Raw genomic sequence first — 21,528 nt, 5'->3', positions numbered from 1 at the left:
TTACCCTCTTTTTTCTTCGGTTTTGCTGTGCTGGTAAGCCCGGCCGCTATGCTTGAAGACGCGACCGATCATGTAGCTCTCGGAATCCTTGATCCCGGGAACGTTGGCCAGTTCACTGACGAGGAAATCGTGCAGGCTGGTCGTGGATGGCAAAGTGAGCTGGATGATGATGTCGAACGGCCCGGTCATGGCGTAGACGCTGTCGACGAACGAGTATTCCGACAGTTTTCGAGCAACGCTGATGATGTGCTCGCGGTCGACGTCGAGCCCGACAATGGCCGCAATGCCGACATCGCTGCGCAAAGGGCGCACGACCGCCTGGATGCAGATATCCGGGTCCTCGAGCACACGGGCCATTTTCCGCCGCACCGTCGCTTCGGTGACGCCGATGCGCTTGGCGATATCCACACTCGACATCCGCCCATCGACTTTGAGTTGGGAAAGGACGGCCTGCTCGGTATCGTCGAGATCACTTGTGCTGACGAAATCCCACATCGAATTCCCAATCCGTGTCGATTTCCGACTATAAATTCAAAAATCGCATAAGAAACCGTCTATGGCAATCCCACAGATTGCGAAAAACACCAGCGACGCTGCCTCCGGCGATTGCCGCGCATCGGGCTCACGGTTCGATCATTGGGAAAAGTCGTGTCGACCGAGTCGAAGGCGATGTGCGGTATGCAATCGGCCATGCCTCGAGGATGCGCGATGAGGCGGCGTCCGGGCCGATCGGAGATCAAGGCCTGGAGACGCAGCTACGCTGTCGGTCGTCGGTCCCGCCAGACGCAAAAAGACCGGCCAGCGGCCGGTCTTTTTAGCTCAAACATCAGGAAAGCTGGTCTCAGCTTTCCTTGGGCGTCAGCACCTGGCGGCCGCGATACATGCCGGTCTTCAGGTCGATATGGTGCGGGCGGCGCATTTCGCCGGAGTTCTTGTCCTCGACATAGGTCGGGGCCTTGAGGGCGTCTGCCGAGCGGCGCATGCCGCGTTTGGACGGAGAGGTTTTTCGTTTCGGAACGGCCATGGATATGCTCCACTACATGGTCAAAAGCCCCGCCCGCCCTCGTGAAAGGGCCGTGTCAGGGGCCGGAATCTGAGAAAGTCGGGTGCCTATACACGCCCGGTGCCGTTTTGGCCAGCGCTGCCCGCGAATTTTTTTATGTCGGCTACTGGAGGCAGCCGACATAAGCGCCGGATCGGCCGGCGCGCCGCTCGATCAGGTTGGCCAGCCTCCTCAGCCCCGGCCCGGGCTTGGCCGGGTTGCGGGCGATCGGATTTGGCAAGCTGACGGCAAGCAGCGCGGCCTGACGGCGCGACAGCTGTTTTGCCGAAATACCGAAATGGTGCCGCGCCGCCGCCTCGATGCCGTATATGCCCGGCCCCCACTCGGCGATGTTGAGGTAGATTTCCATGATGCGCCGCTTCGACATCACCGCGTCGAGATACACGGCCAGCGGCAACTCGACCACTTTACGAACCGTGCCCAGCGGACGAGACCACAAAAACAGGTTCTTCACCGTCTGCATGGTGATGGTCGAGGCGCCGCGCGTCCCCTCGCCGGCCAGCGCGTCGTCGACGACACCCCGCAATTCGCCGAGGTCGACGCCGCGATGGAAACAGAACTGTCCGTCCTCCGACATGATCACCGAATTGGCCAGCACCGGTGCCACGTCGTCGATCGACACCCAGCGGCGGTCATAGCCGGAGAAGGTGGCAAGATCCTTCAGCATCAGCGTCGACACCGGATGCACGAAAGACGGCAGATAGAGAAAGGTCAGCACCGTAGGGATAAGCGCCAGCACGGCAGCCACGACGATACCGCGCCGGACCCAGCGTTTGAGAGCACGACGGTTCACGCCACGGGATCTCGTCGCCATGTCCAGCTTTTCGGTTTCATGATCGACGATCGGTTCCGCCAAGTCGCCCAACCCGTGTCTCTCCCTCCCCCGGCATAATGGCGCTTGTCTTCTTGCGCAACGTCTGAGTGTCGGCTACCGGTCCGGGCCATGACGAATGACGATGAAATGGCGTTCGAAACGGCGCTCGTCGCACGGGCCGCCGCCGTCGAGACGTTGCTGCGGCGATTGCTCGACGACCGCGCGCTCACGGGCGAGATCGCGCGGCCCGAGCGCCTTATGGCGGCGATGCGGCACGGCGTGCTCAACGGCGGTAAGCGCCTGCGCCCCTTTCTGGTGATGGAAAGCGCGGCCCTGTTTTCCGCCGACGGCGAAGCGGCACTGCGCGTGGCGGCCGCACTGGAATGCGTGCACTGCTATTCGCTGATCCATGACGACCTGCCGGCGATGGACGACGACGATCTGCGCCGCGGCCAGCCTACCGTGCACAGGGCCTTCGACGAGGCGACCGCCATCCTGGCCGGCGACGCCCTGCTGACGCTTGCCTTCGACATCCTCGCCGACGAGACCACGGCGCTGCCGGCGGAGCGGCGGGCCGCCCTTGTGCTGGCGCTCGCCCGCGCCGCCGGGACCGGCGGCATGGTCGGCGGCCAGACGCTGGACCTCGAGGCCGAGCGCATCGCCCCGGACGAGGCCGGGATCATCCGGCTGCAGGCGATGAAGACCGGTGCGCTGATCCGCTTTGCCTGCGAGGCGGGCGCGGTCGTCGCCGGCGTGCCTGCCGGGGATCGCGAAAGACTGGCCGAGTTCGGCTCGGCGATCGGGCTTGCCTTCCAGCTTGCCGACGATCTTCTCGATTTGACCGCGGATGCCGCACAGATGGGCAAGGCGACGGGCAAGGACGCCGCCGCTGGCAAGGCAACGCTGGTGGCGCTGCACGGGGAGGCATGGGCACGCGCCCAGTTGCATGGCCTTGTCCATCAGGCGCATGCGCTGCTCGAACCCTATGGCGAGCAGGCCGGCCTGCTGAAGGCAGCCGCGACCTTCGTGGCGACGCGCAACAATTGAGATCGGGGCAGACCCCGAGGCTTGGCGTGAAGGTTTCTGTTTAACGGGCCAATCGGGAGGATCAGGTTCGATGTCGACCAAATTGTTCGATCTCAGCGGGCGCACCGCCCTCGTAACCGGCTCCTCGCAAGGCATAGGCTTCGCCTTGGCCAAGGGTTTGGCCGAAGCCGGCGCCAGGGTGATCCTCAACGGCCGTGACGAGGCAAGGCTCGCCACCGCGATCAGGCAGATTCCCGGAGCGGAAAAGCTGGCCTTCGATGCTACCGATCATGAAGCGGTTCGCTCGGCGGTCGACGGTTTCGAACTGGACGGCGGAGCGATCGACATTTTGGTGAACAATGCCGGCATGCAATTCCGCGCGCCGCTCGAGGAGTTTCCCGCCGATGCGTTCGAGCGCCTGCTGCAGACCAACGTCGCCAGCGTCTTCCATGTCGGCCAGGCCGTGGCGCGCCATATGATCAGGCGCGGCCGCGGCAAGATCATCAACATCGCCAGCGTGCAGACCGCGCTCGCCCGTCCGGGCATCGCGCCCTACACGGCGACGAAAGGCGCGGTCGGCAACCTGACCAAGGGCATGGCTACGGATTGGGCCAAACATGGCCTGCAATGCAATGCCGTTGCACCCGGCTATTTCGATACGCCGCTCAACGCTGCCCTTGTCGCCGACCCTGCGTTCAGCACCTGGCTGGAAAAGCGCACGCCAGCCGGCCGCTGGGGAAAGGTCGAGGAACTGGTCGGCGCCTGCGTCTTCCTGGCCAGCGAGGCCTCCTCTTTCGTAAACGGCCATATTCTCTATGTGGACGGCGGCATCACAGCGTCGATCTGATCCGCCGCGCCGAACAGGCAGGCGCGCCAAATGCTGCCCGATCGATAACCGGTTGACGCGGAGCTGACATCACTCGTGGCAGCATTCCGCTGTTCGAAGATACGCGGCTGCGGTGGTCTCACTCCCGGCCAGAGCGTTTGGGGACCTTGCGTTTCGGGAACAATTGCACCCGTCGCGACGTTCGGGACCAGAAGCAGGAGGCAACCCATGAACGACAACAAGCATCGCAAACAGCCGAGGCCAAGCGATCGCGACTTGCGCAACGATCCCGGCATCGGCGCATCCAAAGGCACCATCAAGGGTGGCGACATTCTTGACGACGACGAGGAACTCGATGGCGAAAATACTTTTCGGGGCGATGTCGAGAACGACACCACCCCGCAAGGCGGTGTGAACCCCGACCAGACCGGCCGGACGAACAAATAGAGGGAGATATCCCATGACCGGCAAGAAGACCCACGAACAGCAGGTGCAAATCATCGAGGAGCGGGTGAACACCAAGAATGCGAACAAGAATTTCAACGCCGAGGACGAACTGAAGCGGTCGAAGCAGGAAAGAACGGCTCGCCAGCAGGGCCAGTCGCTCAGGGGCGGCGACGTCGATCTGGTCGATGCCGATGACCGTGAAATGCTTCGCGGCTCGAACCAGGAATCCCGGCATCACAAACGGCCCGCGGATTGAAATAATATCCGAAGCTTGACCGTCCCTTGAAGTGGCGCGGCCCTTCATCTCGGCGCAGCCGGCAGGCTACATGGGAGGCTGCGGGAATCCGAAATTCTCGGTCGCCAGAACGAAATCTTAATGTAAATCAAGCGTAATCCCGACCGTTAAAATAATGCGTATGTGTTGGGGTTGCGCATGCCGGAATATTCTTCCTTCATACGGTCCATCCGGAGCCGTTATCTCTCAGGATTGCTGATCTTCGCGTTGGCTTCGCTGGCGATCATGCTCGCACTTGATCGCGTCAATTCCTTCCGCCACCAGATCGATGCCCTGAGCAGCAACCTTGTCATCTTTACCCGCGATCTGCGCAATGCGACCAGCTTCGCCGAGACGACGGGAACCGCCTGGCGAGCGGAGACGCGCGATGCGCTGACCGCGTCGGCGCGCGGCCATTCGGAACGCCTGACCAGCGAGATTGGGACGCTTGCGACCCAGATCGCCGCATTGCGTCCACGCCTGTCGACAAAGACGATCAACGAGCTCGAATCCGCTTCGGTCAATGGCGACCTTTTCTGGTCTCCGCGCGACATGATTCGAAACTTCAACCTGATGTCGGTGGCGCAGAAGGTCGATGAGTGGAGCTATCGCGAAATCCGCAACCAGAACGACCTGTTTGCCCAGCCGATGCTGGTCCGCGTCCGCACCGCCATGGACGACGAGCGCCATTTGGCCGATGCCTCCAGTGACCGGCTGCTGCTGTGGGCGAGCGGATTGCTGTTCGCGGTGCTCTCCATCGCCGCTTTCTGGATCTTCCGGCCGATGGAGCAAGCCATCCGCCGCGCCTTCGCCGAATCCGCCGAGTCGCTGTTCAAGGCCGAGGCGGCCGACCGCGCCAAATCGGAATTCCTCGCCAATATGAGCCACGAAATCCGCACGCCGATGAACGGCGTGCTCGGCATGGCCGAGCTGCTGGCCAAGACTGAGCTGACCGCGCGCCAGAAGACCTTCACCGACGTCATCGTCAAATCCGGCAATGCGCTGCTCACCATCATCAACGACATCCTCGATTTCTCCAAGATCAATGCCGGCCAGCTCACGCTCGACCCGGCGCCGTTCCGCCTTGCCGAGGCGGTCGAGGATGTGGCCACGCTCGTCTCCGCCCATGTCGCCGAAAAGAACCTCGAACTGATCGTGCGCGTCGACCCGCGCCTGCCGGCCTACGTCGTCGGCGACGCCGGGCGGTTCCGCCAGATTGTCACCAACCTGCTCGGCAACGCGGTGAAGTTCACCGAGAAGGGCCATGTGCTGATCGACGTCGGCGGCGAAACCGTCAATGACGTCGTCCAGCTCAAGTTGCGCGTCGAGGACACCGGCATCGGCATCCCGGCCGAAAAGTTGCAGAACGTGTTCGAAAAATTCGCCCAGGTCGACGGCTCCTCGACCCGCCGTCACGAGGGCACCGGCCTTGGTCTCGCCATCGCCGCCCGCCTCGTCGACCTGATGGCCGGCAAGATTGGCGTCGAGAGCGAGATCGGCCGCGGCTCCGTATTCTGGTTCGCGGTGCCCCTGCCCGTGCATCGTGCCGAGGCTCGCGACGAGATCGTGCCGGTCGACGTCACCGGCGCCCGCGTTCTGGTCATCGACGACAATCCGGTCAACCGCGAGATCCTGCTCGAACAGCTCAGGAGCTGGAGCTTCGACTGCGCCGCCGCCGAAAGCGGTGCGGTCGGCTTGGCTTTCCTCGACCGCGCCTGCCAGCTGGGGGCCGCCGTCGATTGCATCATCCTCGATTACCAGATGCCCGGTATGAACGGCGCCGATGTCGCGAAAGCCATCGCCGCCGACAGCCGGCTGTCGGCCATACCGGTCGTGCTCCTGACCTCGGTCGACCAGGTCGATTTCGGCAAGATGATCATTGATTTCGGCATTGCCGCGCACCTGACCAAGCCGGCGCGCTCCGCGGTCCTGCTCGGCACCGTCATCTCGGTCGTCCAGAAAGCCCGCTCGCAGGTCGGCAGGGCGCAGTTCGTTCGCGAACCTGTACCGGCGCTGCCGCAGGCGGCGCCGCCCGCCTTTACCGTCATCCGCGGCCCGGCAATGCCGGCCGTCCCCGTGCCGGAACCGACGGTCGCGCCGAACGGTCCGATCGACATCCTCATCGCCGAGGACAACGAGGTGAACCAGTTGGTGTTCGGCCAGATTCTCAACGGGTTGGGCTTGAGCTATCGCATAGCCGGCAACGGCCGCACGGCGGTCGAGATGTACCGCTCGTTGCGCCCGAGGCTGATCCTGATGGACGTCTCCATGCCGGAGATGAACGGTTACGAGGCGACCCGCGCCATCCGGGCGACGGAGGCCTCGGATGGCAGCCACATTCCGATCATCGGCGTCACCGCGCATGCGCTGAAGGGCGACCGCGACAAGTGCATCGAAGCCGGCATGGACGACTATCTGCCGAAGCCGGTTTCACCCGACCGCCTCGGCGCCAAGATAGGCACCTGGCTCAGCGAAACGGTGGTGGCGAAGACGGCATAGCTATACCGTCGACGCCTCGGACGCCGCATCCAGATGATAACGGCGCATCCAGTCGAGGCTTGTCTCGTCGGCAAGCCTTGCGACGCCGGGTCTTATATCCCCAGCATCCGGTGCCTGAACCCCCAAGGCGTCGCAAACGGACGCCAACGTTGCAACCGGATCGCTCGACAGGCGCTCATAGCCGATCCGCAGCGGGATTACCTCTTGCTCCGCGAACCACATGTTCCAGGCAGTGTCATAACCATCGAGCCCGGCAACCTCATCCTTGATCCGCCCGAAATCATATCGAGGTTCTCCGGGAGGTCCCACCCTTTCCAGTTCGGTGCCATCGGGAGCGACATGCCAAAGGCCGGTTTGCTGCGCCTTGACCAGCGATACGGCCTGCGCAAGCTTGTCCTCGCGTGACAGATGTATGTAGAGAACACGGCCAAAAGCCCTCTCGAAACGAGCTTTATCCGAGACAAGCCCCGGGAAAATCCGGTCGAGTATCGCTGAAAGCTCATCCAGATTCTCTCGCATCAGGCGCAGGCCGAAAATGCCGGTTCCACCCTTGCCGGCGGCGATGGCCGCATTGAGATAGGCGGCATTGAATTCGAGTTCGCCCATCGTGTCGCGGCCGGGCAGCCCCCACTCTTCGGCCCATTCGGGCACGTCCTGCCGCCGATAGAACGAATGAGGATCGCCCGCCGCCTTCGTGGAGGCCAGGAGCTTGCACAGCAAAGTGCTTCCGGTCCTGGGCGTGCCGCAGATAACATATGCGTCGACCATCCTGCGGCCCTCATTGCTCGTTGAAGGCAGGGCAATGCCGGCCAATCCAGGGTCGCCTATAGCCGCGGCCGTCATTTTTATCGCCCCTTCACCCGCAACGACACACCCGCTATCGGTTGCGCACCACCACGCATGCCCCGCCGACACTTTGCAGTTTCTGGCAGATAGCGCCGGCGGCGGCACGGTCGTCGACCCCGATCCTGACCGCGTAGATGCCGCGCCGGCCGATCGGCGTGCGCACCCGGCTGACCACCGGATCATGCCCGCCTAGCAGGGCCGGGAAGCGGCCTCTCACCCTGAGCCACTGGTTGATCGCGGCGCTGCGGCGGAAATTGCCGGCCACCTGGATTCCCCAGGGCTTTATGTTGATGGAAGCCATCGCCACCGTCCGCGACATGATCACCGGGAGCTTACGGCAGGCCGCGACGAAATCGGATTTCGCGTCGAGCGGTCGCACGCTTCCGGCATAGGCGCGGTCGGCGAACTTATCGACCGGCTCGCCCATAATGTCGAAGACATAGCTTTCGGTTTCCATCGGCAGGAAGCCGCCCGAGCCCAGCCAGCGCGAGACCCGGTTTTCGCCGGCATTGTAGGCGGCGGCCGCCAGGCCGAGATTGCCATAGCTGGTCTTCATCTCGGCGAGGTATTTCGCCGAGGCCGGGATCGCCTGGTTGATGTCGAAGGAATTGGCGAGCCCGCGCATCTTGGCGGTCCCCGGCATGAACTGGGCGATTCCTTCGGCGCCGACCGGACTGACGGCGTTGGGATCGAACCGACTTTCCTTCCAGATCAGCCGGGCGAAGAAATCCCTGGGCAGACCGTTCTGGTCGGCATGGGCCTGGATCAGGTTGCAGACCTTGTCGATCAGCCGCTGCTTGGCCGATTGCGGCGGATCGGCCTGGGCCAAGGTGGGCCACCCGCACAGCAGGATCAGCGCCACCGGGAGGAAGCGCAGCATTCGACCTACTCTGCCGCGGCCTTGCCGCGACCAAATCGTTGTTCGATATAGTCGGCGACCATCTTTTCGAAATCCTGCGCGATCGACGGTCCGCGCAGCGTCGCCGCCTTCTTGCCGTCGACGAAAACGGGCGCCGTCGGCGTCTCGCCGGTGCCTGGCAGCGAAATGCCGATATCGGCATGTTTGGACTCGCCCGGGCCGTTGACGATGCAGCCCATCACGGCGACCTTGAGGTTCTCGACCCCTGGGTATTTCTCACGCCACGCCGGCATGTTCTTCCTGAGATCGGCCTGGATGTTCTGGGCCAGTTCCTGGAACACGGTCGAGGTTGTGCGGCCGCAGCCGGGGCAAGCGGCGACGATCGGCACGAATTGCCTGAAGCCCATGGTCTGCAGCAATTCCTGCGACACCTGCACCTCGCGCGTGCGATCGCCGTTCGGCTCCGGCGTCAGCGATATGCGGATGGTGTCGCCGATGCCTTGCTGCAACAGGATGCCCATGGCGGCGGATGAGGCGACGATGCCTTTCGAGCCCATGCCGGCTTCGGTGAGGCCGAGATGCAGCGCATGGTCGGAACGGCTGGCGAGCTCGGTGTAAACGGCTATCAGGTCCTGCACGCCGCTGACCTTGGCCGAGAGGATGATCTTGTCGCGGCCAAGGCCGATCTCCTCGGCCATCTCGGCCGAGAGGATCGCCGACTGCACGATCGCCTCGCGCGTCACTTGCTGTGCGGTCAACGGAAAGCCGCGGGCCTGGTTGTCGTCCATCAGCCGGGTCAGGAGTTCCTGGTCGAGCGAGCCCCAGTTGACGCCGATGCGCACCGGCTTGTCATGTTTGATCGCCATCTCGACGATTGCCGCGAACTGCCGGTCCTTCTTGTCCTTGAAGCCGACATTGCCGGGATTGATGCGGTATTTGGCCAGCGCCTCGGCGCAGGCCGGATGATCGGCCAGGAGCTTGTGACCAATATAGTGGAAGTCGCCGACGATGGGCACGTTGATACCGAGCCGCGCCAGCCGCTCCCGGATGCGCGGCACGGCGGCGGCGCTTTCATCGCGGTCTACGGTGATGCGCACGATCTCGGAGCCGGCGCGATGCAGCGCCGCGACCTGGGCGACCGTCTGGTCGACATCGGCGGTATCCGTATTGGTCATCGACTGCACGACGACGGGAGCACCCCCGCCAACCACCACGCCGCCCACATCGACGCCAACCGAGGTGCGGCGCGGGAAGGGAAAGGAATAATATCCGGTCATGCCGGCAGCCTTTAATCTCTGGAGCGCCGCGCGTCCACTTGGACGCACAAAAGCGCGCTCCGGGCCGATGCGCTGAAGTCCGGGCATGAGGTGGAGGAGCAAAGATGGCTTGTCAATGGCGACAGGTCGCCACTGGCCGCAATCGATGCCGCCGCCGGTTGCTCGGCGCCCGACTTTTATCGCTCGCTTGCGTCGGCCAATCGGCTACCTGGCGATTGGCAGGCCCCATCGCTTTGTCTTTCCCGGAACGAGTCCGTCATTTCGGGGAGGAGCAAGGAGAAGAGCGACGCAGCGCAGTCCCAGAATCCAAGCCCTGACCTCAGAGCGCCGCGGCAAGGCGGAATTCTGCTCCGCTGCACTCTTCGGTCAGTTATGGTAAAGGGGAGCCGCGACGAGCTTCGCCCCTACTCGTCCTGGGACTAGGAAGTCGGAGGGCCTCTGCCTGGTACGAATATCTGTGATGGTCGACCTGAAATCGAAGATCAAAACCACCAGTCCGGCGGCAATTGCCGCCGGCAGGAAAGACCCGAATGGTGAGCGGTTATGTCAGTGGGGCATCAATGCGTCGTGGGTTTGGCCCTCAGTTTTTCAATCTCGTCCTTGATTGCCAGCTTGCGTCGCTTGAGATTCACGATTTCGAGGTCGTCCACCGACGGGTGATTCATCGCGTCATCGAGCTCGCGTTCGATGTCGCCGTGTTTCCGCTGCAACTCATCAAGATGGGATGCAAGAGACATGATTGGTTCTCCCTTTCATGATTTCCTCGATTGCAGCCGCCAAAGGCGCGTCCACCGCAGGCTCGCTCTGTGACGGCACAATGACAGTGTGCCACCTTCGCGCAGCGATGTCGAATGATCCGTGGTAGCATTCCACGACAACGTGAAATGTGATATGGGCTGCGCGCCGGTGGCAGAGAGTGCCACCCCCCGCCCAATCAGGCCCAGCTTTGGGCGCCGCAGACGTGCAGACGGTAGAGAATGTCCGATCAGGAACAGGCCGATATTCGCCTCGAATTTTCCCGGCTGAAGCAGGAACACGCCGATTTCGACGCCGCGATCAATGCGATGATCGCCATGAACTGCGACCCGCTGCAGATCCAGCGCATGAAGAAGAAGAAGCTTGCGCTGAAGGATCGGCTGATGAAGCTGGAAGACAAGATCATCCCGGACATCATCGCCTGACTTCAGGTCCAGGCCGCGATCGAAAGCCGCGCCGCGCGTTCGCGCAACAGGGCCAGGAGTTCGCCTGTCTTCTCCTGCGACGTGTCGATGGGCACCACTAGGCACATCGTCGCCTCGACGGTGCCGGGTGCTGAAAACACCGGCGCGGCGAGGCATTTCGTATAGGCGTCGACGAGCCCCGAAGTGATGCAATAGCCGGTGGCTCGCGCCGTCGCTATGTCGGCGATGAAATCGTCCAGCCGCAATCTGCGGCCATCGGGCAGCATAAGGTCGTCTTCCGATATCATGGCTTCGATCCGGGCCTGTTCGAGGCCGGCGAGCAGCAGCCTGCCTGACGCGGTCCAGGGCAGCGGAATCTGCAATCCGGTGGCGGAGCTGATGCGGAACGGCCGGGTGCCCGGGCTCGAGTGGACGATCGTGTAGCGGCCGCTCTGCAGCATGCACAGTTCGGAGGTCTCACCGGTCTCGCGCGACAGGTTGTCGACCTCCTGGCGTCCTCGCCTCAAGAGGTCGTTGCCGCGCACATAATCCATTCCATAGAGATAGAGCTTCTTACCGAAATAGACGCGGTTGCCGTCGCCGGCCATCTCCAGGAGGCCCGCATCGACCAGCGATCGCACCAGTGTGTAGGTGGTCGAACGCGGCGCGTTGACCCCCTTGGCGAGGTCGCCGATACCGATGGCGCGCTGCGTCGAATGAAGGAACTCCAGAATCTCGAGCACCCGGTTGAGGCCCTTCTCCCGAGAGACCGAAATCTTTGCGTCCGCTGAGACCGCCAAGGCGCTGCCATCTTGCATTGTCGATTCCTGATGTTAGTATCTGTCTTGTACAGGATACACTCGTCCCTTGTAAGAGACAATTTCTGTAACGATCCGGGTGCGCGTATTGCCTGTGCGTAGGGGAACACAACACGAAAGGAGGTCGCTGTGAACGACACATCCAAAAGGCGTGATTTTCTGAAACTGGGCATGGCCGGACTGGCAACGGCCGGCGTCATGAGTGCGGCGGCAACGGTCGACGTCCAGAAGGCGGCGGCGCAGGCTGCGCCCGATAGCCTGCTGCGCACCGTGCTGGAGCGCGGCAAATTGATTGTCGGCACCGGAAGCACCAATGCGCCCTGGCATTTCGAGAACGATGCCGGCGAACTCGTCGGCATGGACATCACCATGGGGCGCATCCTTGCGAGGGGCTTGTTCGATGACCCGGCCAAGGTCGAGTTCGTCATGCAGGACCCGGCGCAGCGCATCCCGAACGTGACGACCAACAAGGTCGACATCACCATCCAGTTCATGACCATGACCGCGCAGCGCTCGCAGCTGATCAACTTCTCCAGGCCCTACTACGTCGAGGGCGTCGCCTTGCTGACTTTGCCCGGCGCCGAGAACAAGACCTTCGACAAGCTGCTTGCCGCGGGCTCGGCGACGCGCGTTTCCATCCTGCAGAATGTCGACGCCGAATCTTCGGTGCATTTTGCCTTGCCGGAGGCGCAGGTGATGCAGATCGATACACAGGCCAACGTGCTGCAGGCACTGGAATCCAAGCGTGCCGATGCCGCTGCCGTCGACCTCTCCACCGTGCGCTGGCTCGCCTCGCGCAATCCTGACAAATACTTCGATGCCGGCAAGAGCTGGTACTCGATGCTTTATGGCGCAGCGCTCCGGCAAGGCGATCTCGACTGGCTGACCTTCGTCAACCAGACCTTCACCATCGCCATGTTCGGCCATGAAACGGCGCTCTATGACGCCGCGTTCAAGGACTATTTCGGGCAGGAGCCGCCGGCGCGCCATCCCGGCTTCCCGGTTATCTGACGTCATCGGCGGAAAGGCGCCGCCGGCGCCCTTCCGCCCTTTTTCCTGGCGACGCGGCCAGCTTTGCGTCACATCGGGAGCACTGAGGCCGACGCATGGGTTATGCGCTCAATTTCAACCTGATCTGGCGGCATTTCGACAAGCTGTGGGGTGGCCTGCTGCTCAGCCTGGAGCTCGCCGTCATCTCGATCGCCATCGGCATCGTCATCGGCCTGGTCCTGGCGGTCTGGTACGTGTCGGCCGGACGCATGGTGCGCGGCATCATTGCCGCCTATGTCGAATTCATCCGAAACGTGCCGCTGATCCTGCTCGTCTATCTCGTCTTCTACGGTCTGCCGACCGTGGTCGACATCGCCTACAGCGCGCAAACCTCGTTCGTCGCCACGCTGGCGCTCTACAGCGGCGCCTATCTGGTCGAGGTGTTCCGCTCCGGTCTCGAAGCGGTGCCGCGCGGCCAGCTAGACGCCGGCAAGGCGATCGGCCTGACGCCCTGGCAAAGGCTGCTCCATGTGCGCCTGCCGACCATGCTGCGCATCACGCTGCCGGCGCTTTCCAACACTTTCATATCGCTGTTCAAGGACACCTCCGTCGCTTCGGTCATCTCGGTGCCCGAACTGACCTTCGGCGCGCAATGGATCAACTTCAACACCTTCCGCATCGTCGAGGTCTATCTCGTCGTGACGGCGATGTATCTGCTGACCGGCTACGCCCTGCTTTACGCGCTCCGGCTCGTCGAACGCTGGTTCAAGGTGGTGCACTAGCATGCTTGGCCAGATCGCCTACGCCTTGCCTTTCCTGGCTCAGGGTTTTGCGCTGACGCTTTGGGTGTCGCTGCTGGTCGTGACGTTCTCGCTCGTCGCCGGTGTCGTCCTTGGCGTCGGCCTGGTCTATGGCCCGGCGCCGGCGCGCTGGGCGGTGCGCATCTTCAGCGACACTATTCGCGGCATACCGATCCTGGTGCTCATCTTCTTCGTCTACTACGGGATGCCGGCCGTCGGGCTTCACCTGCCGTCCTTCTGGGCTGCCGTGCTGGCGCTGACCTTGTTCAAGACAGCCCAGGTCGTCGAATATCTCCGGGGCGCCGTCGGCTCCATCCCGAAGGGACAATCGGAGGCGGCAATGGCGATCGGCCTGACCTTCCGCCAGCGGCTGGCCCATGTCATCTTTCCGCAAGCGTTCAGGCGTTTCCTGCCGCCCTGGATCAATGGCGTCACCGACGCGGTCAAGGGCAGCGCGCTGGTCTCGCTGCTCGGCATCACCGATCTCATGCAGGCCATCAACCAGGTCATCGGCCGCACCTATGAGGCCATGCCGCTCTACATCCTTGGCGCCCTCATCTACTTCGCCGTCAACTATGCGCTTTCGCTTGCCAGCAGGCGGCTGGAGCGGCGTTTCTCCTTCATCCGGGAATAGCAATGTCCACAAGCTCGAACGATGCCCCGGCCCTTCTCGACATCCGCGATGTGTCCAAATCCTTTGGCGCCGTCCAGGTCCTGCGCTCGGTCAGCCTGCGCGTGGCGCGCGGCGAGGTGGTGACGGTCATCGGGCCCTCGGGCAGCGGCAAGACCACGCTGCTGCGCTGCGTCAACTTCCTGGAGAGCTATGACAGCGGGTCCATCCGCATCGACGGCAAGGAGGTCGGCTTCCGAGAAACCGGAGCCCGCCAGCGCCGCAGCGAACGCGACCTTGCCGCGATGCGCGCCGAGACCGGCATGGTGTTCCAGAGCTTCAACCTGTTTCCGCATCTCACCGCCGCCGGCAACATCATGCTCGGCCTCACCAAGGTGCGCGGCAAAAGCACCGTGGAGGCGCGCACGATTGCCGAACACTGGCTCGGCCGCGTCGGTCTTGCCCATAAGGCCGACAGCCTGCCGGCGGAGCTCTCCGGCGGCCAGCAGCAGCGCGTCGGAATTGCGCGCGCCGTGGCCATGGGGCCGAAAATCCTGCTGCTCGACGAGATAACCTCCGCCCTCGATCCGGAACTCGTCGGCGAGGTGCTTGAAGTGGTGCGCAGCCTCGCCGAGGACGGCATGACGATGGTGATGGTCACGCATGAGATGGCCTTTGCCCGCGACGCCTCGAGCCGCATCGTCTTCATGGCCGATGGCGGCGTCGGCGCCGTCGGCCCGCCGAAGGAGATCCTTGCTGCGGACGCCGACAATGAGCGTCTGCGCAATTTCCTGGCGCGCTTCCGCGCCTCGCACTTCTGACATCGGATGGTCGACGCCATCCCAAGGAGCCTTCTTCCATGACGCCTTACACCAGGCTCGCCGAACTCGGCCTCACATTGCCCGAGCCGCCGACGCCCATCGCCAACTTCGTCACCCATGCCGAGAGCGGCCGGCTGATCTTCCTGTCCGGCCAGGGACCGCTGCGGGCCGACGGCACGCTCTGCACCGGGAAGGTGGGCGAGGATGTAACGGTGGAGCAGGCTTATCAGCATGCCCGCCTTACCGGCCTCAACCTGCTTGCCGTCATGCATGCTGCCGCCGGCGATCTCGGCCGCGTCGTGCGTGTCGTCAAGCTGCTCGGCTTCGTCAATGCCACGCCGACTTTCAGCGACCACCCCAAAGTGGTGAATGGCTGCTCCGATCTTTTCGCCGACGTTTTCACCACGATCGGCGGGCATGCCCGCTCGGCGATCGGCGTCGGCTCCTTACCCGGAAACATCACCGTCGAAATCGAAGCGGTCGTCGAGATCGCTGCCTGATCTGTCATCCACGGGATTGCTCACATGAAAACATATTCAGACACCGGCTCCAACACCACGATCCGCGAACGGCTCGGCCTTCGCCCGATCATCAACGTCTCCGGCACGATGACGGCGCTCGGCGCGTCGATCATCGTGCCTGAAGCGATCAGCGCCATGTCGGAAATGGCATCGCAATGGGTGGAAATGGACGATCTGCAGCGCGCCGCAAGCGCCGTCGTCGCGCGCCTCACCGGTGGCGAGGCCGGCTTCATCACCGCCTGCTGTGCCAGCGGCATCACCATGGCGATCGCCGGCGCGATGACGGAAACCAACCTGCTCGCCATCGAACGCCTGCCGGACGACACCGGCGACCTCAAGTCGGAGGTGATCATCCAGCTTGGCCACATCGTCAACTACGGCGCCCCGATCGACCAGTCGGTCCGCGTCGCCGGCGCCAAGGTGGTGCCCGCCGGCACGGTCAGCGTCACGCAGGACTATCATGTGCGCGACGCGATCAACGAGCGAACGGCGGCAGGGCTCTATGTCGTCGCGCATCACACGGTTCAATACGGCATGCTGTCGCTGGAGGAGTTCTGCGAAATCTGCCACGCCAGGGGCGTGCCGGTGATCGTCGACGCGGCTTCCGAATATGACCTGCGCGGCTTCCTGGCGCGTGGCGCCGACATCGTCATATACAGCGGCCACAAATTCCTGAGCGGCCCGACCAGCGGCATCGTCACCGGACGCAAGGATCTGGTGCGCGCCGCCTATCTGCAGAACCGCGGCGTCGCCCGCGCCATGAAGGTCGGCAAGGAAAGCATCGCCGGCACCATGGCCGCGCTCGAGGCATGGGAGAAGCGCGACCACGCCGGCATCCGCCGGCGCGAAGAGGCCGCCCTCATCCTTTGGAAGGATGCTCTGCAGGGTATCCCGGGCATTGGCGCGGAGATCATTCCCGACCCGACCTCCAACCCGCTCGACCGCCTGCAGGTCTTCGTGCTGCCGGAAAGCCGCTTCACCGCCGCCGGCCTTGCCTCGGCGCTTGCCGGTGGATCGCCGCCCATCATCGTGCGCAATCACGAGGTCGAACGCGGCCATTTCTTCCTCGACCCCTGCAATCTTCATCCCGGAGAGGCGGAAATCGTCGCCGAACGGCTGCGCGCCCTGTTGACCGCGAAGGACCGGCCCGCCGACGCCATGAAGATTGCTCGCAAGGTCTCTTCCGGCGCCTTGCGCTGGCCGGATTGAGCGCCAAGCGGACCAACGAACCCAAAGCACCGGCTGATCACGTGACTGTGAACAGCCGGATGCGTACGCGGCGGGAATAAATCTCGGCCGCAACGGGTCTCCTCGACATAGGCCGCCACAGGCGTTGAGGAGATCCGCATGTCCGTCATCATGAACACGACAGCGAACATGGCCGCGGCGTCGGCGGCCGCCATGTGCTGGAGCGCATGACCTCAACCGGCCTCTCTCCCATGATGCACGGCTTTCCCATTGCGCTTGACACTGGTGACGCAGATGAATTCACTTTCGCCACGGCAGGCGGCTTTGCCTGTTGCCGAGGGTTTCGCCCGCACGGGCGGGGCGAGACCGCCGGTATTGCTTGAAAGCGCACGGCCTGTTCCTCGTGGAGTATCGGATGGTGCTGCTTTGAGCGAGAAGGCCGGAGCCGAGCGCTTCAGCGAGGTGGTGCTGCCTCATCTCGGTGACGCGCTGGCGCTTGCCCGCTGGTTGACCGGCAATGGCGCCGATGCCGAGGACGTCGTGCAGGACGCCTGCATAAAGGCGCATGCGGGCATATCAGGCTATGCCGGCGGCAATGCCCGCGCCTGGCTGCTGACCATCGTGCGCAACACCGCCTATACCTGGATGTCGCGCAACCGGCCGCGCGGCATGTTGGCCGTCGGTGATCTCGGCGATCTCGACGAGATGGCGGCGGCACACGGCATCAGCGTGCCGGACGAATATGGTCCGGAGGCAAGCCTGATCGCCAAGGCCGACACGGTGGCGCTTGAAACGGCGATAGCAGCCCTGCCGCAGCCGTTTCGCGAGACGCTTGTGCTGCGCGACATCAGCGGCCTCAGCTATCGCGAGATAGCGGCCATGCTCGGCGTGCCGATGGGCACGGTGATGTCCAGGCTGGCCCGCGCGCGGAGCCTGCTTATGTCTGACCTGGGGAGAGCGCCATGACCATGCATGACGATGGACTGCCCAATGATCCGGAAGGCATCAGGCTGATGATCCACGCCCTAGTCGATGGCGAACTTGATGCAGCGGCCGCGCTTGCGGTGGAGCGGCGCATTGCGGCCGATCCGCGGCTTGCCTCAGAGCATGCCCGCATCGTGGCCTTGCGGGGCGCGGTCAGCCGCCTGCCGCGCCCAGATGTCGGCGACGCCTTTCGCGCGCGCATCGCGGCCATTGGCACTGCGGCCACCGCGCAGCCGGAGTCAGGCGAAACGGCCAAGCCGCAGCAGGGCCGGCCGGCGCTCCCGGGGGTGCTTGCCCCGGGCGGGAGAGGCCAGAGGCGAAACGCCGATACGCGGCTGTCGCCAAGTCGAGCGCGCCGCTTCGGTTCGTTCGACTGGCGCGCTCTTGCCGCCTCGATCATGATCAGCGCGGTGCTGGCCAGCGGGGCAACGCAATGGGTGATGGTCAACGGCGCGTCCGACAGCTTCGCCGCGGCGGTCGCCAGCGGCCATCGCCGCAGCCTGCTTGCCGCCAGCCCGATCGATATCGTCTCGTCGGACCGCCACACGGTAAAGCCCTGGCTCGACGCCCGGATCGGCGTGTCGCCGCCGGCACCGGATCTTGCCAAGGACGGTTTTGCGCTGATCGGCGGCCGGGTCGAGGTGATTTCCGGCCGACCGGTGCCGGCACTTGTCTACCGCCACCGCGAGCATCTGATCACGCTGGTCGCCGAACCGCAGCAGGGCGGCAAGGCCAGCGAGCCTGACGATCTTTCCTCGGGCGGCTTTTCGCTGGTGCAGTGGAGCGACGGCGCCTTCTCCTACTGGGCGATCTCCGACATGGAGCGGCCCGAACTCGACGATTTCGTTGCCCGCTTCCGCAAGGCTGCGGCATAGGCTGATTTCCCGGCCGGACCCCGGCAATGCCCCGCATCCTTGCCGCCGCCGCCGAATTCCGCTAAGGCGCGCCTTTGTCGCCGGGAGCAGAAGCTTGGACGATCAACGCGTCGACGTCGCCATCATCATGGGCAGCCAGTCCGACTGGGCGACCATGCGCCATGCCGCCGAGACACTGGAGGCGCTTGGCATCCCGCACAAACGGCTGATCGTCTCGGCGCACCGCACCCCCGACCGGCTCTATGCCTTCGCCAAGGGCGCCAAGGCCGCCGGCTACAAGGTCATCATCGCCGGTGCGGGCGGTGCGGCGCACCTGCCCGGCATGACGGCGGCGATGACACCGCTGCCGGTGTTCGGCGTGCCGGTGGAATCCAAAGCCCTGTCGGGACAGGATTCGCTGCTGTCCATCGTCCAGATGCCGGCCGGCATTCCGGTGGGGACGCTGGCCATCGGCAAGGCCGGTGCTGCCAATGCAGCCCTATTGGCTGCCGCCGTTCTGGCGCTCAACGACGACAAGCTTGCCGGGCGGCTCGATGCCTGGCGCGCCTCGCAGACCGCCAAGGTCGCGGCCGAACCCACGGACACGCCGTGAGCCTGCCCGCCGGATCGACCATTGGCATCATCGGCGGCGGCCAGCTCGGCCGCATGCTGGCAATAGCGGCCGCTCGCCTCGGCTACCGCACCGTGGTGCTGGAGCCGCAGCCGGATTGCCCCGCGGCACAGGTCGCCAACCGTCAGGTCACGGCCGCCTACGATGACCCCGCCGCGCTTGCCGAATTGGCCGAGGCAAGTGCCGTCGTCACCTATGAATTCGAGAACGTTCCGGTTGCCGCCGCCGAGGCGCTCGCCGCAAAGGTGGCGGTCTATCCGCCTGCGCGCGCGCTTGATGTGGCGCAGGACCGGGTGACCGAGAAGACATTTCTCAACGGCATCGGCATTGCCACGGCGGATTTCCGCGCGGTCGACAATGACGGCGAGCTGACCGCAGCGCTGAAATCCTTTGGCGGCAGCGGCATATTGAAGACGCGGCGCATGGGCTATGACGGCAAGGGCCAGCGCGTCTTCCGCGACATGCAAGCCGGCAGCTTCGCCGGCACCTGCGAGGCCATGGGCAACGTGCCGCTGGTCCTCGAGGCCTTCGTTTCCTTTGAGCGCGAAGTCTCCGTCATCGCCGCGCGCGGCATCGATGGCGTCGTCGCCGCTTACGATCCGGCCGAGAACGTCCACCGCAACGGCATTCTCCACACATCGACCGTGCCGGCCGCGATCGCGCCCCGGACAGCCGAGGCGGCCCGGACGGCGGCGGTGAAGATCCTGTCGGCGCTCGACTATGTCGGCGTCATCGGCGTCGAGTTCTTCGTGCTGGCCGATGGCTCGCTGCTGGCCAACGAGATCGCACCCCGCGTCCACAATTCAGGCCACTGGACGGAAGCCGCCTGCACCGTTTCGCAGTTCGAGCAGCATATCCGCGCCGTGGCCGGCCTGCCGCTCGGCGACCCGCGACGCCATTCCGACTGCGTGATGGAGAACCTGATCGGCGACGATATCTTGCGCGTTCCGGAATTGCTGGCGAAGCCCGACCTGATGCTGCATCTCTACGGCAAGGCCGCAGCGCGGCCCGGCCGCAAGATGGGCCATTTCACCCGGATCAGCCGCCGCGCCTGACAGCAATCTCGACGCCGCGAGCTACCGGGCAGGAAAACTCGGCGCATGGCGTTCCCCAGTCATGTGGCGACCACCACATCATACCAGCCGGCGCCGAGCCATTGGCCGATTGCGGATATTTGACGACACCGGGCATTCATCTCCGCTACCGGGCATGCTTGCGGTTGACACGGACAAGGCTCCTCGTTTATGAGCCACCCACAGTTCAAAGGCGCGTCTTCTGGCGCGCCTTAAAATTTCGACCCGGACCGGGTCCACACCGACAGGCAAGACCATGAAGATCAAGAATTCGCTCAAGGCGCTGAAGGCGCGTCATCGCGACAACCGTCTGGTTCGCCGCAAGGGCCGCGTCTACATCATCAACAAGACCGCCCCCCGCTATAAGGCGCGCCAGGGCTGAGCTTCGTCGCGAGGCTTTTGCCTCCGCAGTTGGTGTTTATCGTCGGTCCGCCGGCCGTTCACGCTAAAATCAGTTTGACGTTCCGCCGCCCGGGACTAGATTCGGGCGATGCGGATTTTTTTTGCATTTTTGACGGTCCTTCTCTTTTGCAGCGCCGTCTCGTTGCCGGCTCGGGCCGATGATCGGGCGGCCGTGCAAGCGGCCCCGGAGCCGGCGCCTCCGGATGCCCAGCCAGTGCCGCAAGCCCCGCCTCCCGCAATGAACAGGGAAGCCCGCCTCGACAAGCTGTTTGCCGATCTCAAGCGCGAGCGCAACGAAAAGGCGGCAGAGCGTATCGCCGGCATCATCTGGAGCGAATGGTCCCAGTCGGGCAGCGCCTCGATCGACCTGATGATGCAATGGTCGCAGAAGGCGCTCGAGAACCAGAAATTCGACGTAGCGCTCGATTTCCTCGACCAGGTGGTCACCTTGCAGCCGGCCTATGCCGAGGGCTGGAACCGGCGCGCCACGGTGCATTTCATGATGAAGAACTACGGCAAGTCGATGTCCGACATCGACCATACGTTGCAACTCGAACCACGCCATTTCGGCGCGCTGTCGGGCCTGGCACAGATCATGACCGTGACCGGACGCAAGCAATCGGCGCTCGAGGCTTGGCAGAAGGTCCTTGCCATCTATCCGATGCTGCGCAGCGCCCAGGATCAAGTCGGTACGCTTTCGGAAGAACTCGCCGGCGAAGGCATTTGATATTTAAGGCAGTAGGGG

Annotated in this window: 26 protein-coding genes; 18 read left to right on the top strand and 8 right to left on the bottom strand. The window is 63.9% G+C overall.

What is annotated here, in order from left to right; genetic code table 11:
• The 3 genes from FJ443_RS04675 to FJ443_RS04665 form a co-directional block, all read right to left on the bottom strand.
• Positions 1-495, bottom strand: a complete 495-nt coding sequence (locus FJ443_RS04675) for an Lrp/AsnC family transcriptional regulator (protein WP_140500504.1) — start codon at positions 493-495, stop codon at positions 1-3.
• 346 nt (positions 496-841) lie between these two features.
• A complete protein-coding gene (gene rpmF / locus FJ443_RS04670; RefSeq protein WP_008834724.1) occupies positions 842-1,024 on the bottom strand; it encodes a 50S ribosomal protein L32 in 183 nt (60 codons plus the stop codon).
• Between the two features lie 142 nt (positions 1,025-1,166).
• Positions 1,167-1,928, bottom strand: a complete 762-nt coding sequence (locus FJ443_RS04665) for a transglycosylase domain-containing protein (protein WP_140500502.1) — start codon at positions 1,926-1,928, stop codon at positions 1,167-1,169.
• 78 nt (positions 1,929-2,006) lie between these two features.
• On the opposite strand from FJ443_RS04665, the gene FJ443_RS04660 reads away from it, so the two are divergent.
• The 5 genes from FJ443_RS04660 (at position 2,007) to FJ443_RS04640 (ending at position 6,949) form a co-directional block, all read left to right on the top strand.
• A complete protein-coding gene (locus tag FJ443_RS04660; protein ID WP_140517599.1) occupies positions 2,007-2,924 on the top strand; it encodes a polyprenyl synthetase family protein in 918 nt (305 codons plus the stop codon).
• 70 nt (positions 2,925-2,994) lie between these two features.
• Positions 2,995-3,750: an SDR family oxidoreductase gene (locus FJ443_RS04655; protein WP_140500499.1), complete on the top strand. Its 756-nt coding sequence runs from the start codon at positions 2,995-2,997 to the stop codon at positions 3,748-3,750.
• A gap of 207 nt (positions 3,751-3,957) precedes the next feature.
• Positions 3,958-4,176: a hypothetical protein gene (locus FJ443_RS04650; protein WP_140517598.1), complete on the top strand. Its 219-nt coding sequence runs from the start codon at positions 3,958-3,960 to the stop codon at positions 4,174-4,176.
• 13 nt (positions 4,177-4,189) lie between these two features.
• Positions 4,190-4,432, top strand: coding sequence for a hypothetical protein (locus FJ443_RS04645; RefSeq protein WP_140662920.1), 243 nt, complete (start codon positions 4,190-4,192; stop codon positions 4,430-4,432).
• Positions 4,433-4,609: 177 nt separating this feature from the next.
• Positions 4,610-6,949: a response regulator gene (locus FJ443_RS04640; RefSeq protein ID WP_140500494.1), complete on the top strand. Its 2,340-nt coding sequence runs from the start codon at positions 4,610-4,612 to the stop codon at positions 6,947-6,949.
• Here FJ443_RS04640 and FJ443_RS04635 read toward each other — a convergent pair whose 3' ends face one another.
• The 4 genes from FJ443_RS04635 to FJ443_RS04620 form a co-directional block, all read right to left on the bottom strand.
• Complete coding sequence (locus tag FJ443_RS04635; RefSeq protein WP_224619784.1) at positions 6,950-7,762, bottom strand: Stf0 family sulfotransferase; 813 nt, start codon at positions 7,760-7,762, stop codon at positions 6,950-6,952.
• Between the two features lie 64 nt (positions 7,763-7,826).
• Positions 7,827-8,675, bottom strand: coding sequence for a lytic transglycosylase domain-containing protein (locus tag FJ443_RS04630; protein WP_140525751.1), 849 nt, complete (start codon positions 8,673-8,675; stop codon positions 7,827-7,829).
• Between the two features lie 5 nt (positions 8,676-8,680).
• A complete protein-coding gene (gene ispG / locus FJ443_RS04625; protein ID WP_140517596.1) occupies positions 8,681-9,931 on the bottom strand; it encodes a flavodoxin-dependent (E)-4-hydroxy-3-methylbut-2-enyl-diphosphate synthase in 1,251 nt (416 codons plus the stop codon).
• Positions 9,932-10,488: 557 nt separating this feature from the next.
• Positions 10,489-10,668 (bottom strand): YdcH family protein, encoded by a 180-nt coding sequence (locus tag FJ443_RS04620; protein ID WP_097571999.1) that lies wholly within the window; start codon positions 10,666-10,668, stop codon positions 10,489-10,491.
• Between the two features lie 240 nt (positions 10,669-10,908).
• Between FJ443_RS04620 and FJ443_RS04615 the strand changes: the two genes are divergently transcribed.
• Entirely contained in the window at positions 10,909-11,112 is a 204-nt protein-coding gene (locus FJ443_RS04615) for a YdcH family protein (RefSeq protein WP_140550905.1), read from the top strand.
• Positions 11,113-11,114: 2 nt separating this feature from the next.
• On the opposite strand, the gene FJ443_RS04610 is transcribed toward FJ443_RS04615, so the two are convergent.
• Entirely contained in the window at positions 11,115-11,909 is a 795-nt protein-coding gene (locus FJ443_RS04610) for an IclR family transcriptional regulator (RefSeq protein ID WP_140500488.1), read from the bottom strand.
• A 129-nt stretch (positions 11,910-12,038) separates the two neighbouring features.
• Between FJ443_RS04610 and FJ443_RS04605 the strand changes: the two genes are divergently transcribed.
• The 12 genes from FJ443_RS04605 (at position 12,039) to FJ443_RS04550 (ending at position 21,510) form a co-directional block, all read left to right on the top strand.
• On the top strand, positions 12,039-12,920 hold the full coding sequence (locus FJ443_RS04605) for a transporter substrate-binding domain-containing protein (protein ID WP_140662918.1): 882 nt from the start codon (positions 12,039-12,041) through the stop codon (positions 12,918-12,920).
• Positions 12,921-13,015: 95 nt separating this feature from the next.
• The gene (locus tag FJ443_RS04600) at positions 13,016-13,681 is read left to right on the top strand and encodes an amino acid ABC transporter permease (protein ID WP_140500485.1); all 666 of its coding nucleotides are present in this window, start codon (positions 13,016-13,018) and stop codon (positions 13,679-13,681) included.
• A gap of 1 nt (position 13,682) precedes the next feature.
• The gene (locus FJ443_RS04595; RefSeq protein WP_140500483.1) at positions 13,683-14,333 is read left to right on the top strand and encodes an amino acid ABC transporter permease; all 651 of its coding nucleotides are present in this window, start codon (positions 13,683-13,685) and stop codon (positions 14,331-14,333) included.
• 2 nt (positions 14,334-14,335) lie between these two features.
• Positions 14,336-15,130 (top strand): amino acid ABC transporter ATP-binding protein, encoded by a 795-nt coding sequence (locus tag FJ443_RS04590; protein ID WP_140525750.1) that lies wholly within the window; start codon positions 14,336-14,338, stop codon positions 15,128-15,130.
• 38 nt (positions 15,131-15,168) lie between these two features.
• A complete protein-coding gene (locus tag FJ443_RS04585) occupies positions 15,169-15,630 on the top strand; it encodes a RidA family protein (protein WP_140649989.1) in 462 nt (153 codons plus the stop codon).
• A gap of 24 nt (positions 15,631-15,654) precedes the next feature.
• Positions 15,655-16,860: an aminotransferase class V-fold PLP-dependent enzyme gene (locus tag FJ443_RS04580; protein WP_140662916.1), complete on the top strand. Its 1,206-nt coding sequence runs from the start codon at positions 15,655-15,657 to the stop codon at positions 16,858-16,860.
• Positions 16,861-17,265: 405 nt separating this feature from the next.
• On the top strand, positions 17,266-17,805 hold the full coding sequence (locus FJ443_RS04575) for a sigma-70 family RNA polymerase sigma factor (RefSeq protein ID WP_140500476.1): 540 nt from the start codon (positions 17,266-17,268) through the stop codon (positions 17,803-17,805).
• Positions 17,802-18,698 carry an anti-sigma factor gene (locus FJ443_RS04570; protein WP_140625004.1) on the top strand — a complete coding sequence of 299 codons (897 nt, stop codon included), beginning with the start codon at positions 17,802-17,804 and terminating at the stop codon, positions 18,696-18,698. Before FJ443_RS04575 ends, FJ443_RS04570 begins: the two co-directional genes overlap by 4 nt.
• A gap of 94 nt (positions 18,699-18,792) precedes the next feature.
• Positions 18,793-19,290, top strand: coding sequence for a 5-(carboxyamino)imidazole ribonucleotide mutase (gene purE, locus FJ443_RS04565; RefSeq protein ID WP_140625003.1), 498 nt, complete (start codon positions 18,793-18,795; stop codon positions 19,288-19,290).
• Positions 19,287-20,363: a 5-(carboxyamino)imidazole ribonucleotide synthase gene (locus tag FJ443_RS04560; protein WP_140662914.1), complete on the top strand. Its 1,077-nt coding sequence runs from the start codon at positions 19,287-19,289 to the stop codon at positions 20,361-20,363. The genes purE and FJ443_RS04560 overlap by 4 nt, the downstream gene beginning before the upstream one ends.
• Positions 20,364-20,637: 274 nt before the next feature.
• Positions 20,638-20,763, top strand: a complete 126-nt coding sequence (ykgO, locus tag FJ443_RS04555) for a type B 50S ribosomal protein L36 (protein WP_125004464.1) — start codon at positions 20,638-20,640, stop codon at positions 20,761-20,763.
• A 108-nt stretch (positions 20,764-20,871) separates the two neighbouring features.
• Positions 20,872-21,510, top strand: a complete 639-nt coding sequence (locus FJ443_RS04550; RefSeq protein WP_140625001.1) for a hypothetical protein — start codon at positions 20,872-20,874, stop codon at positions 21,508-21,510.
• The last annotated feature ends 18 nt before the right edge of the window (positions 21,511-21,528 follow it).

The sequence above is a fragment of the Mesorhizobium sp. B2-6-1 genome (assembly GCF_006440475.1).
Classification (GTDB): Bacteria; Pseudomonadota; Alphaproteobacteria; order Rhizobiales; family Rhizobiaceae; genus Mesorhizobium.
This window is presented reverse-complemented; position numbering and strand designations above follow the sequence as displayed.

Coding starts and splice junctions, on each gene's coding strand:
- FJ443_RS04590 (WP_140525750.1), top strand. CDS start 14,336: ATGTCCACAAGCTCGAACGATGCCCCGGCCCTTCTCGACATCCGCGAT.
- FJ443_RS04620 (WP_097571999.1), bottom strand. CDS start 10,668: ATGTCTCTTGCATCCCATCTTGATGAGTTGCAGCGGAAACACGGCGAC.
- FJ443_RS04645 (WP_140662920.1), top strand. CDS start 4,190: ATGACCGGCAAGAAGACCCACGAACAGCAGGTGCAAATCATCGAGGAG.
- FJ443_RS04570 (WP_140625004.1), top strand. CDS start 17,802: ATGACCATGCATGACGATGGACTGCCCAATGATCCGGAAGGCATCAGG.
- FJ443_RS04600 (WP_140500485.1), top strand. CDS start 13,016: ATGGGTTATGCGCTCAATTTCAACCTGATCTGGCGGCATTTCGACAAG.
- FJ443_RS04550 (WP_140625001.1), top strand. CDS start 20,872: ATGCGGATTTTTTTTGCATTTTTGACGGTCCTTCTCTTTTGCAGCGCC.
- ykgO (WP_125004464.1), top strand. CDS start 20,638: ATGAAGATCAAGAATTCGCTCAAGGCGCTGAAGGCGCGTCATCGCGAC.
- FJ443_RS04610 (WP_140500488.1), bottom strand. CDS start 11,909: ATGCAAGATGGCAGCGCCTTGGCGGTCTCAGCGGACGCAAAGATTTCG.
- FJ443_RS04655 (WP_140500499.1), top strand. CDS start 2,995: ATGTCGACCAAATTGTTCGATCTCAGCGGGCGCACCGCCCTCGTAACC.
- FJ443_RS04585 (WP_140649989.1), top strand. CDS start 15,169: ATGACGCCTTACACCAGGCTCGCCGAACTCGGCCTCACATTGCCCGAG.
- FJ443_RS04650 (WP_140517598.1), top strand. CDS start 3,958: ATGAACGACAACAAGCATCGCAAACAGCCGAGGCCAAGCGATCGCGAC.
- FJ443_RS04595 (WP_140500483.1), top strand. CDS start 13,683: ATGCTTGGCCAGATCGCCTACGCCTTGCCTTTCCTGGCTCAGGGTTTT.
- FJ443_RS04675 (WP_140500504.1), bottom strand. CDS start 495: ATGTGGGATTTCGTCAGCACAAGTGATCTCGACGATACCGAGCAGGCC.
- FJ443_RS04580 (WP_140662916.1), top strand. CDS start 15,655: ATGAAAACATATTCAGACACCGGCTCCAACACCACGATCCGCGAACGG.
- ispG (WP_140517596.1), bottom strand. CDS start 9,931: ATGACCGGATATTATTCCTTTCCCTTCCCGCGCCGCACCTCGGTTGGC.
- FJ443_RS04660 (WP_140517599.1), top strand. CDS start 2,007: ATGACGAATGACGATGAAATGGCGTTCGAAACGGCGCTCGTCGCACGG.
- FJ443_RS04640 (WP_140500494.1), top strand. CDS start 4,610: ATGCCGGAATATTCTTCCTTCATACGGTCCATCCGGAGCCGTTATCTC.
- FJ443_RS04615 (WP_140550905.1), top strand. CDS start 10,909: ATGTCCGATCAGGAACAGGCCGATATTCGCCTCGAATTTTCCCGGCTG.
- rpmF (WP_008834724.1), bottom strand. CDS start 1,024: ATGGCCGTTCCGAAACGAAAAACCTCTCCGTCCAAACGCGGCATGCGC.
- FJ443_RS04630 (WP_140525751.1), bottom strand. CDS start 8,675: ATGCTGCGCTTCCTCCCGGTGGCGCTGATCCTGCTGTGCGGGTGGCCC.